Consider the following 15745-nt stretch of genomic DNA (forward strand, 5'->3'; position numbering starts at 1 on the left):
ATATCGACCAGAACTTGCTGATTAAAACGCTGTTCGATGTTCAGGATCTGGATGGGCGAGGTATCGTACCGGGAACGTTTCATCAGCGCGGTCGCCTGACGGCGGAATTGCATCAGTGATTGCGGGTTTTGTACATCGAATAACCGGTCTGCCTGTTCAGCAATCAACCGGGCATCCTGATGGGTACTGAAGGGCGCGCTGGCGTGTTTGTCGAAGCGAATCTTAAGCAGTTCACGCACTTCGTGTTCCCGGGCTTTTTTTATAGCTAAGAAGATGGTTTGTACCAGCTCGGAAGTCGGTACGTTGTAGTCAATGCGCCATTTTCGGCCATAGACAATTTTACGTTTGGACTGGGATGCAACCGGCAGGTACGTATCGAACCCGACTAAACCAATCTGGATGTATAAACCATGGCTGTCCTGACCGGCAAAGATTATGGTGTTGTCGTTAAACGCACAGTCGAGCGCAACTTGCTCAATGCTTCGCTGAGTTTGTACGTATTGTAAGTAATGCTGGGGCACGCATGATGCACCGCTGCTCAACTGAACACGCGGTGCATTGGGTAGCGGGCGCTCGGCACTGACTGCCAGATTGCTCATTGCCGTTCCCCTACGCCGTGGCTGCCTGTGGCAACCGTTTGTTATACAACCATTTAATAACGTGGTCGGCCGACAGTTGCCCGGCACCCCAAAACACAACGTGGGCAAGAATAAGTCCCCAGATTACATGGCCATACAAGGCGGCGGGCGCAATCTCTTCCAGGCTGATGACTGCAACAACATTTACAATGCTCAGCACAATAGCGCTTAAGCGGCTGGCTAAACCTGAGGTCAGCAGTACCGGTACAATCAGCTCAGCCAGGGTGGCTAAATAAGCGGCCAGTACTACGGGTAAAAACGGCACGTGATACTCGTATTCGAACAGGAATAAGGTGGTTTCCCAATCCGCAATTTTGGTTAATCCCGAGGCAAAAAATACCCAGGAAACATAGATACGTCCCGCCAGGGTAAGCAGGGGTTGCACGGTGTTAAATGCACCAGACATGCCGCCCAGAACGCGGCCTGTCTGCAATACAATGGATTTCATAAAAGCATTCCTTGTGTAGAAGTTGTCAATTTGGCTTATGACCCGGCAATGGCTGTGTCACTCTGCTAATGTAAAGGGATTCGGGCGGGTCGTTGAAACCGTGCGTCCTGCGTTTCAAACCAAATTACATCAGGCGTTGCCGCGCAACTTGAGCCAGGCTTTGGGCGACAGGCCCAGCTTTTTACGGAAGATACGAGCCAGCGCCGAGCCATGCTCATAACCCACTTCGTTGGCTACTAAATTAACGGGCTTCTGGCTAAGCAGCAGTTCCTGCGCCTGATTAATGCGAATTTCCGTGAGGTATTCGTTGGGTGTGGTGCCTACCACTTCGCGGAACGTCGCGGCAAATTTAGAACGTGACATAGCAGCCTCGCCAGCCAGCGATTCAACCGACCAGTTGTGGGCTGGATTGCGGTGCATCGCGCTCATAGCCTTGGCAATCGCCGGGTGAGACAAGGCCGCCAGCATGCCACCCTGACTCAGGTTGTTGTCCAGCACATACCGCATCACTTGCAGTAAAAACATTTCACTGAGTTTGTCGATCATCACCGAGCGGGTAACCGACTCGCTGAACGCTTCTTCAAACAGCCAACTGGCCGTCTGGCCGATGTGTTTTTCAATGCTAAGAGGCAAACACAACAGTTCTGGCAGGGCATCGAGCAGCAGCGAACGATTGTGTGATTCCAGGCTCACGGTAGCGCAAACCAGTTGCGCGTCTTCAGACTGGTTGGCCAGAATGCGGTGTTCGACCGGCCCGGGAATAAAAATCACGCTGGGCTCGTCGATAACGATCTTTTGTTTTTCGCGCAAGAGCAGGGTAAGCCTGCCTGAACGCAACAGGTGCAAATGCCCTTTGTCGTTGCCTTCAAACGACTGAATACCGCAAAGTCGGCCGCTAAAAAATACATCTGCCTTAACGGCCGTTTTACGTAGAATGTCCGCAATATTATTCACGAGATTTCCTTCTAAATAATGGCTTGTTGCACGCTGTTGCGCTTCGTTTGCTGCAACCACTGCCGCGGCGATAAACCGAGTTTTTTCTTAAAAATACGCGCCAGCGCCGAACCGTGCTCGTAACCTACTTCGCCGGCTACATAGTTCACCGGCTTGTTGTTCTTCAGTAACTTCTGTGCAAGCGTGAGCCGCAGGCCTGTGATGTACTCATTGGGCGTTTGGCCAACCAGTTGTTTGAACTGCTCAGCGAATTTAGACCGGGACATGGCAGCAATACTTGCAAGATTGTCTAAGGTCCAGTGATAAGCCGGGTCCTGATGGATGCGGTTGATCACTTTTGACATCTGCGGGTGATTGATGGCGCTCACGGTGCCTTCCTGCAAATTGCCGTGTTCGGTGGCGTGGCGCAGGATTTGTAAAATGAACATTTCGCCCAGGCGGTTCAGCATGGTTTGTTTACCAAACCGTTGGGTTTGTATTTCGTTGATCAACCAGCGGGCCGTGCCGGATACCGCGCAGTCGGGTGTCAGCTGTAAATACATGACATCGGGTAATGCATTTACCAGCAGCGACGATGGGTTTGCGGCAAACGTAACACTGGCGCTGATCAGTTTTGGTGCAGTGTCAGCGTCCACCGGCTCAACGCGGTGTGTTACGCCAATGGGAAAAAACACCATTGACGGTCTGTCCATGAGTAATTCCCGTTGCCCTTTGCGTAGAATGCGGACTTTGCCGGACTCCAGCAAATGCAGTTGACCGCGCGCAGTGAAGTGTTTAGCAGCGGTTAACAACCCGCAGTGATTAACGTCGCTGGTGAAGGTATGTTGGTTGAGTAATGCACTTAAATTTTCCATGTCAATTGTCTCTTTTTAACGATAACAGTCGATGTTGAACCTTCTGTTGCCCGGCATAAGACCGCTAAATTCGAGCAATACGAAGCCCTGGCCTGCTGCCAAAGCGACAGACCCGTGGCGTCACTACTGCGTATCAACGAAGTGACTGTGCAAAAATTGTGTTTTAACGCTAACGCGGAAGTGCGTCAGCAGTCAGGTTTATAACCCCAGATCAGAGAGACCCGGGTGGTCATCAGGACGGCGTCCCTCTGGCCAGCGGAACAACCGCTCTTCTTCGGTGATCGGGAGATCGTTCAACGAGGCATGGCGATTGGTCATTAAGCCTTGCTCATTGAATTCCCAGTTTTCGTTGCCGTATGAGCGAAACCAGTTGCCTGAGTCGTCGCGCCATTCGTAGGCGTAGCGCACGGCAATGCGGTTATCGGTAAACGCCCAGAGCTCTTTGATTAATCGGTATTCCAGCTCTTTTGCCCATTTGCGAGCCAGAAAGTCGCGGGCTTGGTCCCGCCCTTCAACAAACTCGGCGCGGTTACGCCACTTGGTGCCCAGACTATAGGCCTGTGCTACGCGTTCCGGATCTTTCGAGTTCCAGCCGTCTTCAGCCAGGCGTACTTTTTTGATGGCCGTTTCACGTGTAAATGGCGGCACGGGTGGGCGGTATTCGTCGATGGCGTGCATGGTATAACTCCTTGTATTAGTAAACTTAAAAAGGGATCACCAGTGGAAAGTCCACTTCGGTATCGGCTACGTTATTCACGCTGTTGGTCCAGGTGTTCAGGGCAACGTGCAAAATAATTTCAATAATCTCGGCGTCGCTGAAGCCAGCTTGCTTTACGGCGTTGAGCAACTGGTCGTTGACCCGGCCATTCAGTTCGGCGACCGCCACGGCAAATTGCAAAGCAACCTGTGTTTTGGCGTCATCAGACAAGCCTTTACGGTTCGACCTGATTTCGTCTTCGGGCACGTTCGCTAAGTTCGCGGCTATAAAACTGTGTGCAGACAAGCAATATGTACACCGGTTTGCTTCTGCGATAGCCAGTGCAATGGCTTCCTGTAACTTCAAAGGGAGTATGCCTTCAGTTAACGATTCAGTGAGCGACAGATAACCTTGCAGTGCCGCCGGATTGTTACCAACCAGACGAAATAAATTAGGCACCATACCTAACTTACCCTGGACGGCCTCAAGCAACGATTGCGAAGCGTGAGGTGCATCGGCAATTGACTCCGGGATAGTTAAACGAGACATTATGTATTCCTCGATTGGTTAAATTGTCGTCTTGATTGTTAATGTAAAGCGCCTTAATGGATGTGAGTAGTGGGTGATTTTGTTTAACACCTACCCATTTTTTGGAGAGATAGATGGATCGACTCAGTGCAATGCAGATTTTCAGTACCGTAATGGAGTGCGGAAGTTTCTCGGCGGCGGCCAGAAAACTGAATAAACCGCAAACCACAGTCAGCCGCCAGGTAAAAGAACTGGAAGAGTATCTTGGTGTGCAGCTGGTACTGCGCTCTACGCGAAATCTGGTACTGACCGACGCCGGTGAAAAATACCTGGCGTCCAGTCGCGAAGTGTTGTCGATGGTGTCGGAGATTGAGCGGGATGCAAAAGGGGAATACCGCGAACCCAAAGGCTGTTTAACCGTTACCGCACCGATCATTATGGGTCGCATGCACGTCTTTCCTCTGTTGGCTGAATACCTCAAGCTCTACAGTGATGTGAGCGTAAAACTGATATTGACCGACCAAAACATGCATATGTATGAAGATGTTGTCGATGTAGCTATTCGGGTCGGGCGTTTGCCCGACAGTGAGCTGGTGGCAAAGCGTCTGGGACAGGTCCAAAAAATTCTCTGCGCCAGTCCGGAGTATATTGCACAGCGTGGCACGCCAACAGATTTGGCATCCCTCAGCGAACACGACTGCATTACGTTTGAAGGACTGGATTCTGCCACGCATTGGCGTTTCAGTGCTAACAATGAAGAACTGAGTGTGCCGGTAAACTCCCGTATCAGAGCAAACTCAACCGACATTGCTGTACATTCGGCCCGGCAGGGCTTAGGGATTGCCAGGGTGCTGTCTTATCAGGCGCTGCCTTGGTTAAAAAGCGGCGAACTTAACCGTGTGTTACAGGAGTTTGCGCCAGAACCCTTTCCAGTGAACCTGCTTTATATTCGTCAGGACGTGCTGCCTCTAAAACAGCGCAGTTTCATTGATTTTATGACCCCGCGATTACAAGCTGCGTTTAACCGGATGTGTCAGGACTGGAGCACATTGACCTGTTAAACCTCATGCTCGCCTGAACTACGCGTCCGTATTTTTGTGCAGAACGTCCGGTAATCGGGGCACGGACTTGCGATAACGAGTATGGCGGCGTATGAATGTGCGCCATTGTTTGAATCATTGTGAAGTGCCTACTATGCGTGCTGTTATTAAAATCTATTTCTTTCTGCTAAGCCGGGTCTGGCCCAAAATGGTGGCCAGGCAGGCTGGAAAACTCCTGTTCACCCCGCAGCTGCCGGTCAATAACGCGGAGATACCAGTCCCTGACGAAGTGCTGCACGTGAGTGAAGAGACATGCGTCAAGGTGTGGCGAGGGACTGGACCGACGATAATGCTGTTGCATGGTTGGTCCGGCGCGGTATCTCAATTTTCGGATTTGCTAAACCGTTTATTGCAGCACGGCTACAGGGTCGTTGCCCCTGTGCCTAAAGGACACCATTATCAGGGCGAATGTCTGTCGCATCCGGGTGAGTTTATCAGGGCAGTAGAACACGTCCTGAGCAGTCAGGCTGTGGAGGTACATGCAGCAATCGGTCACTCATTGGGCGGTGCTGCACTGGCTTTACATAACATCCGTGATTCGCGATTTAATAAGCTGGTGCTGGTTGGTGCACCGGCAAATTTAACCGGTGTGCTCAACCGTTTTGCTTCCATGTTGGGGCTCAATCAACGCGGCCTTGATGCGCTCTATGATGTTGCTGATAACCGCGTTGGCACATCGCATCGGGTATTGGATGCTTCGGGCAATTTGTCGAGAATCGCTAAGCAGGCACTGGTGGTCCACGATACACAGGATAAGGAAGTCCCTTTTGGCGATGCCGAGCAATTTGTAACAACCTATCCCTATGCCCGGCTATATAAAACCGAGGGGCTGGGGCATCGCCGAATTCTGAATAGCCCTGCGGTTATTGACGAAATTATTGATTTTATTCAGTAACTCTAAACATCTGAAAACGCAATTTCACCATTTTTGTTTCTTATATTTTGTTACCAGCGCAAAACGGACGAAAAGCATGTGTTTTCGGTATTTCTGTTCAGCACTATTTTATCGCCAGCATAAGATTAACGCATTAAACGGGACAAAGCCCCCGGTGCGAAACATATCAAAAAAAGACAGAAACGAGCATGAAGCGGTTTATTTTATGGACCCTGGGTACACTGACAATGTTAGTTGCCTGGGTAGCAATCAATTTTGTGGCCACAACCGAAGGATGGGGGCTGACGCCTCTCGCGGAGCGAGGTGACACAGTCAGTTTTGCCAAGGCAGTCAGTGTTGAAGCGCGTAATGAAGCCAAGGGTAATCTGGTATTAGCGATGCTGGAAAATGGCAAAGTCGTGCATACAGACACTATGTCTGTTGGCAAGCCGGTAACAGAGGAGTCGGTTTTTGGCGTTGCGTCGTTAAGTAAGTGGGTCACCGCAGTGGGTGTTTTTACAAGTCTTCGTCGAAAACGTAAACAAGGTTAGCGGGTTGGCAGCACCGCATCCGCCACCTCAAAACCCAGGCGCGCAGCCAGTTTGGCAGTGCGCTTGTCGATGTCAAAAGCCGGGTTCATTTCAGCAATATCGCACAGTGCCCATCGGTAATTGCAGGCGGCCTGTTGCTGAGCCAGAAAATGCAAAACCTGGATAACAAAAAGTACATCGATACCCAACGCACTGGGCGCACTGACGCCAGGCGCTGCCGATGCCGGAAACGCATCCAGGCAAATAGTTACATAAAGTTGATCAACGCTTTGTAACATGGGCGTGAGCATCGCTTTTGCCGCGTCAAGGGTACACTGGGTATCCAGTAAGTAGCGAGTGCCAGTTGTGTCTGCAAAATCAAATAACGCCTGTGTGTTAGCCGCCCGTGACACGCCGATACAGGCATACTGAAAATCCTCGCCGTGCTGTTCACAGTGAGCGTGAATTTGTCTGAATGGCGTGCCTGAGCTGGTGTATGGTGCCGGGCGACGCAAGTCAAAATGCGCATCAAAATTAACGATGCCGATCTTTTTCGATTGGTGTGAAGAGGTTTGCAAGGTGTTATATAACCCCTGATAGCTTCCCCACGCAATTTCGTGGCCGCCGCCTAAGCCCAGTACAAACTGCGACTGCAACAGCGCCTGGCTCACGGCGTTTGCATAATGGGACTGGGCATCGCTTAAATCTGAGTCGGCGAGGGTATCGCCGCTGTCAATAAGCCGGGCACCCCAGTGCCATGGTAAATTTGCCAGCGCTTCACGAATGCTAACCGGGCCTTCATTTGCGCCGGGCCGGCCTTTGTTTGCCCGCACACCCAAGTCACTGGCTAACCCAACCAGATTGATTGCCGGGAGATCTGAATGCCCTTGCTGGTTGACGACCTGATGCCATCGAAGGCCTTTATTGCCGTCCTCTGTGTCTGTTCGTCCCTGCCAGTTAAACATGCTGACCGCCTAAAAATACTCTAGTGGGGCGATGACCGTTGAGGGTATAAACCAATTCGGCAGGGGACTCGATGTCCCACAGCGTTAAATCGGCCAGTTTACCGGGCTTGATTTCGCCTCTGTCACTGAGTCCGAGCGCTTTTGCGGCATACAATGTTCCACCGCGTAACGCCTCTTCGGGCGTCAGTGCAAACAATACGCAAGCCATGTTCATGGCGGTTAGCAGCGACGCTATCGGCGAACTGCCGGGGTTTAAATCGGTGGCGACGGCCATAGGGACGTTGTGCTGCCGAAGCGCCTCTACTGGCGGCTTTTGTGTTTCATGCAGGTAATAAAACGCGCCGGGTAATAGCACTGCCACGCTGCCGCTTGCAGCCAAATGCGGTATATCGCTCTCGGCCAGATATTCAATATGGTCTACCGACAGCGCATTGTATTTTGCGGCCAGTACTGCGCCTTTGCTGTCGGTGAGTTGTTCAACATGGGCTTTAACCGGCAAGCCATATTGCTGAGCAGCTTTAAACACTTTTTCGGTTTGTGCGGTGGTAAATCCAATGGACTCGCAAAACACATCCACGGCATCAGCAAGATTATTGTGGGCAACATCGGGTAATACGGTGTCGCAAACAAAATCAATGTAGGCATCGGCGTTGTCGGCAAATTCAGGGGGCAGGGCGTGGGCTCCTAAGAAAGTGGTGGCGATCCTGACCGGCAGCTGAGTTTCCAGTGATTTAGCAACGCGCAACATTCTCAGTTCTGTGTCGTTATCCAGTCCGTATCCGGATTTTACCTCAATGGTAGTAACACCTTCTTCGGCCAATCGCCGGGCGCGTTTTGCTGCACTTTTGAAGAGACTGGCTTCATTGGCTTTGCGGGTCTGTTCAACGGTACTTTTTATGCCGCCGCCCTGTAACGCAATGTCTTTGTAGCTCACACCCTGCAAGCGCATTTCAAATTCATTGGCACGATTACCGCCATAGACCAGATGTGTATGGCAGTCGATAAACCCGGGCAATAACCATTGTTGTTGCCCGTCGATCATAGTTCTGGCCGACAGCGAATGTATTGCGTCTGAGTTAAAAACGCCCGCTATAACCCCTTTATGCAGTGCGACAACCGACTCTGACAGCTGACCATAAGGCTGGGCATTATGTTGCATAGACGCAATGCGTACATTGTAGATAAGGGTGTCGTATTGCACGGGCTCTCACATTCCTGATGCATAAAGGATGTGATAAGCATACTTGTACATACTTGTATATACAAGTATGCTTGATACAAATTGTTAGCTTACTAAAGAGCCATGCAGCCAAGATACATTGCCATTAAATCACTTATTCTGGATGCCATTGAGGCCGGGCATATGAAGCCGGGCGATCAGGTGCCGTCTGAAAATCAGCTTGCCCAGCAACACGGCGTAAGCCGCATGACTGCCAGACGAGCATTAAGTGAAATGGTAGACGAAGGGATTTTATTACGCAGCCAAGGGCTCGGCACGTTTGTGTCTGATCACCGGCCTATGAGTTCGATGCTGGAAATTAAAAGTATCCGCGATGAAATTGAGCACCGTGGCCACCGCTACGCCAATCGTATTGTGTTGCTGGAAGCCCGCAGGGCTGATCACAATATCGCCACGCACCTAGCGGTAAACGAGGGTGATGAGGTGTTTCACAGTTTGATTGTGCACTGTGAGAATGACTTGCCGGTGCAGTATGAAGACCGCTGGGTAAACCCGCAGTGGGCTCCTGATTACCTGCAAAGCGACTTTCATGCGCAAACAGCTAACTATTACCTTAATTTAGTCGCGCCCCTGACGCAGGCCGATCATAGCGTTGAAGCCGTGATTGCTAATGGGGAAATTGCAGACGCATTACAAATTCAAACTACAGAGCCTTGCCTGAAGGTGACCCGTCGTACCTATTCTTCCATTCATTCTCCGCAGCAGGCCAAGGCCTCAGGGCAGCCACAAAGCCCGGCGTCGAAAGAACGCAAGAAGCAGGGCGTGGTGAGCCATGCGGTGCTCTATCATCCGGGCAGTCGTTATCGATTAGGCGGCCACCTGGATTTTCAAAAATAAAACAATGATTGCCTGGAGAAATGATGACACGTTTCGACCCTACCCGTGAGATCCGCGCACCGCGTGGTACTGCATTGAACGCCAAAAGCTGGCAGACCGAAGCGCCGTTGCGCATGCTTATGAATAATCTGGACCCGGAAGTGGCCGAACACCCGCAAAGCCTGGTGGTTTACGGCGGTATCGGCCGGGCTGCGCGTGACTGGGCGTCATTCGATAAGATTGTAGAAGTACTAAAAAGGTTGAATAACGATGAGACCTTATTGGTGCAGTCGGGCAAACCCGTGGGCGTATTTCCTACCCACGAAAATGCGCCTCGTGTGTTGATTGCTAACTCAAATCTTGTGCCTCATTGGGCAAATTGGGAGCACTTTAACGCGCTGGATAAAGAAGGCCTGATGATGTACGGCCAGATGACCGCCGGTTCGTGGATTTACATTGGCTCGCAGGGTATTGTTCAGGGGACCTATGAGACGTTTGTGAGCGTGGCGAAAACGCACTTTAACGGCGATAGCAAAGGCCGCTGGATCCTGACCGGAGGCCTTGGCGGCATGGGCGGCGCACAGCCTCTGGCTGCAACCATGGCCGGCTTTTCCATGCTGGCGGTTGAAGTGGATGAAAGCCGTATCGATTTCCGTTTAAAAACAGGTTACGTGGATAAAAAAGCCACCAGTCTGGATGAAGCGCTGGGTATGTTAGAGGCAGCGAAACAGGACGGAAAAGCCATTTCTGTAGGCCTGCTGGGCAACGCCGCAGAGATATTCCCTGAGATGCTGGCGCGCAATATTATTCCTGACGTGGTGACTGACCAAACCAGTGCCCATGATCCGCTTAATGGCTATTTGCCTGTTGGCTGGACCATGGAACAGGGCGCAGCTAAACGCAAAGTCGACGAAGCCGGCGTGGTGAAAGCCGCCAAACAATCCATGGCGAAACAGGTTAAAGCCATGCTCGGCTTTCAGGCGGCAGGCGCGGCCACATTAGACTACGGCAACAATATTCGCCAGATGGCATTAGAAGAAGGCGTAGCGAACGCGTTCGATTTTCCTGGTTTTGTGCCTGCTTACATTCGCCCGCTGTTCTGTCAGGGGATTGGTCCGTTTCGCTGGGCAGCGTTGTCGGGCGACCCGGAAGACATTTATAAAACCGACGCCAAGGTAAAAGAGCTTATTCCGGATAACCCGCATTTACACAACTGGCTGGATATGGCGCGTGAGCGAATTCAGTTCCAGGGCTTGCCAGCGCGAATCTGTTGGGTCGGGTTGGGCGAGCGCCAAAAGCTGGGGCTAGCCTTTAACGAAATGGTCAGAAATGGCGAGCTAAGTGCGCCTGTAGTGATTGGCCGCGACCACCTGGATTCAGGCTCCGTGGCATCACCTAACCGCGAAACTGAATCCATGCTGGATGGGTCTGATGCCGTGTCTGACTGGCCATTATTGAACGCATTGCTGAATACCGCAGGCGGTGCAACCTGGGTGAGCTTACACCATGGTGGTGGCGTGGGGATGGGCTTTAGTCAGCACTCTGGTGTGGTGATTGTATGTGACGGCAGTGCAGAAGCCGATGCGCGAATTGCGCGGGTACTGCACAACGACCCGGCTACCGGAGTTATGCGTCATGCTGACGCTGGCTATGACATCGCCAAAGACTGTGCGCGAGCGCACAACCTGGATCTACCCATGCTCGATGTTGCCGCAGGCAAGGGAGACAAGTAATGGATACGTTAACGCTTATTCCCGGTACGCTGACGCTGTCGCAGCTACGCACTGTATATCGGCAGCATGTCAGCCTGTCGCTCGATGACAGTGCCAAAGCCGCTATTCAGGCTGCTGAGCAAACTGTGCTCGACGTCATAAAAGAAAACCGCACCGTATATGGCATTAATACTGGTTTTGGCCTGCTTGCCAATACCCGTATCGATGTAGATGAACTGGAACTTCTGCAGCGCAGTATTGTGTTGTCGCATGCGGCCGGAACCGGTGATTTCATGAGTGAAGATACAGTGCGCTTGTTGATGCTGCTGAAAATCAACTCGCTGGCGCGCGGCTATTCCGGTATTCGCCTGAGTGTGGTCGAAGCGCTGATTAAGCTGTATAACGCCGAAGTGTACCCGGCTATTCCTGAAAAAGGTTCGGTAGGGGCAAGCGGTGACTTAGCGCCGCTGGCGCATATGAGCGTGGTGTTGCTTGGCGAAGGTGAAGCATTTTATCGCGGTGAACGCATTGAGGCTAAACAAGCTCTTAATATCGCTGGTTTAGAGCCTATCGCCCTTGCGCCAAAAGAAGGTTTAGCACTGCTGAACGGCACCCAGGCTTCAACGGCGTTCGCATTACAGGGGCTGTTCTACACCGAAAACGCTTTGTACAGCGCCATTGGTATTGGTGCGTTAACCGTGGATGCCGCGCTGGGTTCTCGTGTGCCGTTTGATGCGCGGATTCACGCAGTGCGCGGCCATAAAACGCAAAGCGATGTGGCAGAGGCGTTTCGCGAGTTGTTGGCAACCAGTGATATCGGTAACTCGCACCAAGGCTGCGAAAAAGTGCAGGACCCGTATTCCTTGCGCTGTCAGCCTCAGGTGATGGGGGCGTGTTTACAACAAATGCGTTTCGCAACCGAGATTCTGGTTACAGAAGCCAATGGCGTAAGTGACAACCCGCTGGTGTTTGCCGATACCGGTGATATTTTGTCTGGTGGTAATTTCCATGCTGAAACGGTCGCGATGGCTGCCGATATGCTGGCGATTGCCCTGTCGGAAATTGGTGCGCTGTCTGAGCGCAGAATGTCACTGATGATCGACACGCACCTGAGCGGACTCCCTCCGTTTCTGGTAGAAAATGGCGGTGTGAATTCTGGCTTTATGATTGCGCAGGTTACCTGTGCGGCACTGGCCAGCGAGAACAAAACACTGGCGCATCCGGCGTCGATTGACTCGTTACCTACGTCTGCAAATCAGGAAGACCATGTGTCGATGGCAACGTTCGCAGCGCGCAGACTGCGTGATATTTTCGACAACGTTGCGGGCATTCTGGCTATTGAGTGGCTGGCTGCATGTCAGGGACTGGATTTCAGAAAGCCGCTGCAAACCAGTGAGCGTCTGCAGTCTTTAATGCAATTGCTGCGCAACGAAGTGCCCTTTTATGACAAGGACCGGTACTTTGCACCAGACATTGAAGCCGCGAAACAGTTGATTAAGCGCCATGCTTTGATGGACACTACTCAACTACAGCTGCTAGATGAGTAGCGGAGAAGACAGTGAGTAAGGTAACCAAAGGGGTTACCTTCAACGGCTTTGCTGTATGGCGACAGCTCATAAGGATGGAAAAGATGCGTGTTCAACGGTGTTTAAAATCAATAGTGTCAGTACTGGTAATGACTTCAGCGGTGGTGTTGAGCGGCTGTAGCGACAGCGAAGTGGGCGATGTGTCGTTAGGTGTCTTTACTACCAAAGACATTAAAATCGATGCTTTACAGGATCCGGTGGTAACTGGTGTAACCTGTCATATCTCCAGTATTGAAGCGGATTTGGATTTATCGGATCCGTCTGACAGTTCCATTGCGTGCCGTCAAACCGGCCCAATCAACGCAGCGATGATCGCAGCTATCGATAAGTCAGACTCCGGTGAAGTGATTTTCAAAAAATCCAAAAGCGTGTTTTTCAAAAACATGAAACTGCGCCGTATATACGACGCCAAATCACAAACACTGATTTACCTGTCTTATAGCACCAAAGAAACCTCCGGAAGCTATAAGCACAGTATTTCCACCGTACCGCTGTGGGAAACGGGTGCCTACGTCCAATCCACGCAACCCAAAGCTGACTAAACGTAGGATTACCAACACATTCGCCTGACTGCGTCTGCGGTCAGGCATAACACTTCCCTGTGACTTTCTTTTTTTATCCGGCTTCGGACCTGGTTGTTCGTATAGTAATCAACGGTCAGCGCTTTGGCCGTCAATGGTCTTATTTTCAGTGCTGAACACGGCAAATGCGTTGTCTACCTATATAAAAATAACTATCATTTGCATTTTATTTTATAAGTGCAATTCAGAGTTGGAGTATTAATGAGTCCTCGTAAAAATGCGTTAGCGGTAATGATCGGTTTAGCGATGGCCAGTCAGGCTGTATATGCTCAGGCCCCGCAGCAAAACAGTGACGCAACTGACGATGTTGAACATATCACCGTAAGTGGTTCTCAGGTAAAACTGAACGACAGTTTTGCTGGTGGACAGGTGTCTCGTGGGGGCCGAGCCGGTATCCTGGGCAACCTGGATATGATGGATTCACCTTTTAACAGCATTAACTTTACGGCCGATATTATTCGCGAACAGCAGTCACGTAGTGTGGCTGATGTGCTACAAAACGACCCGGTAGTGCGCGTTGCAAAAGGATTTGGTAATTTCCAGGAACTGTACGTAATGCGCGGTTTGCCCGTGTATTCTGACGATATGACCTACAACGGGTTATTCGGTATTTTGCCTCGCCAATATGTGGCGGCTGAGCTGTTAGAGCGCGTTGAAGTGTTTCGTGGTGCCAGTGCTTTCCTAAACGGCGCGGCTCCGGGTGGCAGTGGACTGGGCGGTTCGGTGAATATTGTGCCGAAGCGGGCCGGTGAAGAGCCGCTTAATCGCTTCACTCTGGGCTACGAATCACAAGGGCACTTGTTAGGTGCAGTAGATGTGAGCCGTCGTTTTGGTGAAGAAGGTAACAGCACGGGTGTCCGTGTTAATCTGGTTCAACGCGGCGGTGAAACCAGTGTTGATAATCAGGATCGCGATTTGAGCGTGGCCTCGGTAGGTATCGATCACGAAGGCGAAAAAGTGCGCGTGTCCCTGGATTTAGGCTTTCAGGACCACCAGGTCGATGCGCCACGCCCGGCAGTCACGCCATCAGGTGGCATTCCAAAAGCGCCGGAAAGTGATACCAATTTTGCTCAGCCCTGGACCTATACAAACGAACGTCAGTTTTTTGGTGCAGTGCGCGGTGAATATGACTTTACCGACACTATCACTGGCTGGGTAGCGTATGGTTTCCGCGAAGGGGAAGAAGACAATATCTTTGCTAACCCTACTGCACAAGTGAGTGGCGACAGCAGCGCTTATCGCTTCGATAACGTTCGCAACGATAGCATTCGCTCTGGTGAAGTTGGCGTGAACATGGAGTTTGAAACGGGTGATGTAGCGCATACGCTCATCACGTCTGCATCTGTGTTTTCTCTGTCTTCCGAAAACGCCTACGCGTTTTCCAGCTTCGCTGGTTTCCCGGGTAGCATTTACGACCCTCAACCGGCTGACATGCCTGCAGCAGACTTTTTTGTAGGGGGTGAACTTAACAACCCGCTGGTGACCGAAGAAACTGACCTGTCGAGTGTTGCCATTGCCGATATGCTGTCATTGCTGGAAGGTAAATTACTGGTAACAGTAGGTGGCCGTTTACAGAATATCGAAACCCGTACGTTCAACTATAACGATGGCTCTGCGTTGTCGTCATATGACGAGTCCAAATTCACACCAGTCGCGGGTGTGGTTTATAAATCGTCAGAGCAGCTGTCTTATTACGCTAACTACATTGAGGGACTATTGCCGGGTGAAGTGGCACCGGCTAGCAGCGGTGGCGAACCAATCACCAATGCCGGTGAAGTGTTTGACCCTTACAGTGCCGAACAAATTGAAGTGGGCGTAAAATACGATGCGGGTCAGTATGGTGGCGCGCTGAGTGTGTTTAGCACGTCCAAGCAATCATCTGTGGTGGAAGACAATGTATTCTCTACTGACGGCGAGCAGGAAAACCAGGGCGTTGAATTAAGTGTGTTCGGCATGCCGTCCGACAACCTGCGCGTTGTGGGAGGTTTCACCTGGCTGGATGCCGAAATGACCAAAACGCAGGACGGCCTGTTAGACGGCAAAACAGCAATCGGCGTACCTGAGCTTCAACTGAATGTGAATGTTGAGTGGGACGTAATTGCCGTACCTGGTCTGACGCTGGACGCGCGTGCAGCCTATACATCAGAGCAATACGCCAGTGCAGACAACAGTTTGGAAGTCGATGCATCGAACCGGTTTGATATTGGTGCGCGTTACAGCTT

General features: G+C 51.4%; 15 protein-coding genes and 1 pseudogene. 8 read left to right on the forward strand and 8 right to left on the reverse strand.

Going from position 1 to position 15745, the window contains the following annotated elements; all coding sequences use genetic code 11:
* From AC4MRN_RS13155 to AC4MRN_RS13180, 6 genes and pseudogenes are all read right to left on the reverse strand, one after another.
* Positions 1-599: pseudogene (locus tag AC4MRN_RS13155) on the reverse strand (hypothetical protein); the annotation flags it as partial.
* A gap of 10 nt (positions 600-609) precedes the next feature.
* On the reverse strand, positions 610-1086 hold the full coding sequence (locus tag AC4MRN_RS13160) for a DoxX family protein (protein WP_155015658.1): 477 nt from the start codon (positions 1084-1086) through the stop codon (positions 610-612).
* A gap of 129 nt (positions 1087-1215) precedes the next feature.
* The gene (locus AC4MRN_RS13165) at positions 1216-2040 is read right to left on the reverse strand and encodes an AraC family transcriptional regulator (protein WP_073319853.1); all 825 of its coding nucleotides are present in this window, start codon (positions 2038-2040) and stop codon (positions 1216-1218) included.
* An 11-nt stretch (positions 2041-2051) separates the two neighbouring features.
* Positions 2052-2894: an AraC family transcriptional regulator gene (locus AC4MRN_RS13170; protein WP_491203531.1), complete on the reverse strand. Its 843-nt coding sequence runs from the start codon at positions 2892-2894 to the stop codon at positions 2052-2054.
* Positions 2895-3092: 198 nt separating this feature from the next.
* Complete coding sequence (locus AC4MRN_RS13175) at positions 3093-3572, reverse strand: nuclear transport factor 2 family protein (protein WP_073319846.1); 480 nt, start codon at positions 3570-3572, stop codon at positions 3093-3095.
* 25 nt (positions 3573-3597) lie between these two features.
* Positions 3598-4140: a carboxymuconolactone decarboxylase family protein gene (locus tag AC4MRN_RS13180; RefSeq protein ID WP_491203532.1), complete on the reverse strand. Its 543-nt coding sequence runs from the start codon at positions 4138-4140 to the stop codon at positions 3598-3600.
* A 113-nt stretch (positions 4141-4253) separates the two neighbouring features.
* Here AC4MRN_RS13180 and AC4MRN_RS13185 point away from each other — a divergent pair, with 113 nt between their 5' ends.
* From AC4MRN_RS13185 to AC4MRN_RS13195, 3 genes are all read left to right on the forward strand, one after another.
* Positions 4254-5180 carry a LysR family transcriptional regulator gene (locus tag AC4MRN_RS13185; protein WP_491203533.1) on the forward strand — a complete coding sequence of 309 codons (927 nt, stop codon included), beginning with the start codon at positions 4254-4256 and terminating at the stop codon, positions 5178-5180.
* A gap of 133 nt (positions 5181-5313) precedes the next feature.
* The gene (locus tag AC4MRN_RS13190; RefSeq protein ID WP_491203534.1) at positions 5314-6114 is read left to right on the forward strand and encodes an alpha/beta fold hydrolase; all 801 of its coding nucleotides are present in this window, start codon (positions 5314-5316) and stop codon (positions 6112-6114) included.
* 188 nt (positions 6115-6302) lie between these two features.
* Positions 6303-6644 (forward strand): hypothetical protein, encoded by a 342-nt coding sequence (locus AC4MRN_RS13195; protein ID WP_491203535.1) that lies wholly within the window; start codon positions 6303-6305, stop codon positions 6642-6644.
* On the opposite strand, the gene hutG is transcribed toward AC4MRN_RS13195, so the two are convergent.
* Both hutG and hutI read right to left on the reverse strand, forming a co-directional pair.
* The gene (gene hutG, locus AC4MRN_RS13200) at positions 6641-7588 is read right to left on the reverse strand and encodes a formimidoylglutamase (protein WP_491203536.1); all 948 of its coding nucleotides are present in this window, start codon (positions 7586-7588) and stop codon (positions 6641-6643) included. The genes AC4MRN_RS13195 and hutG overlap by 4 nt on opposite strands.
* Entirely contained in the window at positions 7581-8747 is a 1167-nt protein-coding gene (gene hutI, locus AC4MRN_RS13205; protein WP_491203541.1) for an imidazolonepropionase, read from the reverse strand. Before hutI ends, hutG begins: the two co-directional genes overlap by 8 nt.
* Before the next feature lie 144 nt (positions 8748-8891).
* Between hutI and hutC the strand changes: the two genes are divergently transcribed.
* From hutC to AC4MRN_RS13230, 5 genes are all read left to right on the forward strand, one after another.
* The gene (hutC, locus tag AC4MRN_RS13210; protein WP_491203537.1) at positions 8892-9665 is read left to right on the forward strand and encodes a histidine utilization transcriptional repressor HutC; all 774 of its coding nucleotides are present in this window, start codon (positions 8892-8894) and stop codon (positions 9663-9665) included.
* A 23-nt stretch (positions 9666-9688) separates the two neighbouring features.
* On the forward strand, positions 9689-11377 hold the full coding sequence (gene hutU / locus AC4MRN_RS13215; RefSeq protein WP_491203538.1) for a urocanate hydratase: 1689 nt from the start codon (positions 9689-9691) through the stop codon (positions 11375-11377).
* Complete coding sequence (hutH, locus tag AC4MRN_RS13220) at positions 11377-12903, forward strand: histidine ammonia-lyase (protein WP_491203539.1); 1527 nt, start codon at positions 11377-11379, stop codon at positions 12901-12903. The genes hutU and hutH overlap by 1 nt, the downstream gene beginning before the upstream one ends.
* A 128-nt stretch (positions 12904-13031) precedes the next feature.
* Positions 13032-13484, forward strand: a complete 453-nt coding sequence (locus AC4MRN_RS13225) for a CreA family protein (protein ID WP_321200708.1) — start codon at positions 13032-13034, stop codon at positions 13482-13484.
* A gap of 240 nt (positions 13485-13724) precedes the next feature.
* On the forward strand, positions 13725-15745 hold a 2021-nt coding region (locus AC4MRN_RS13230; protein ID WP_491203540.1), incomplete at its 3' end, for a TonB-dependent receptor.

The organism is Marisediminitalea sp., assembly GCF_984433645.1.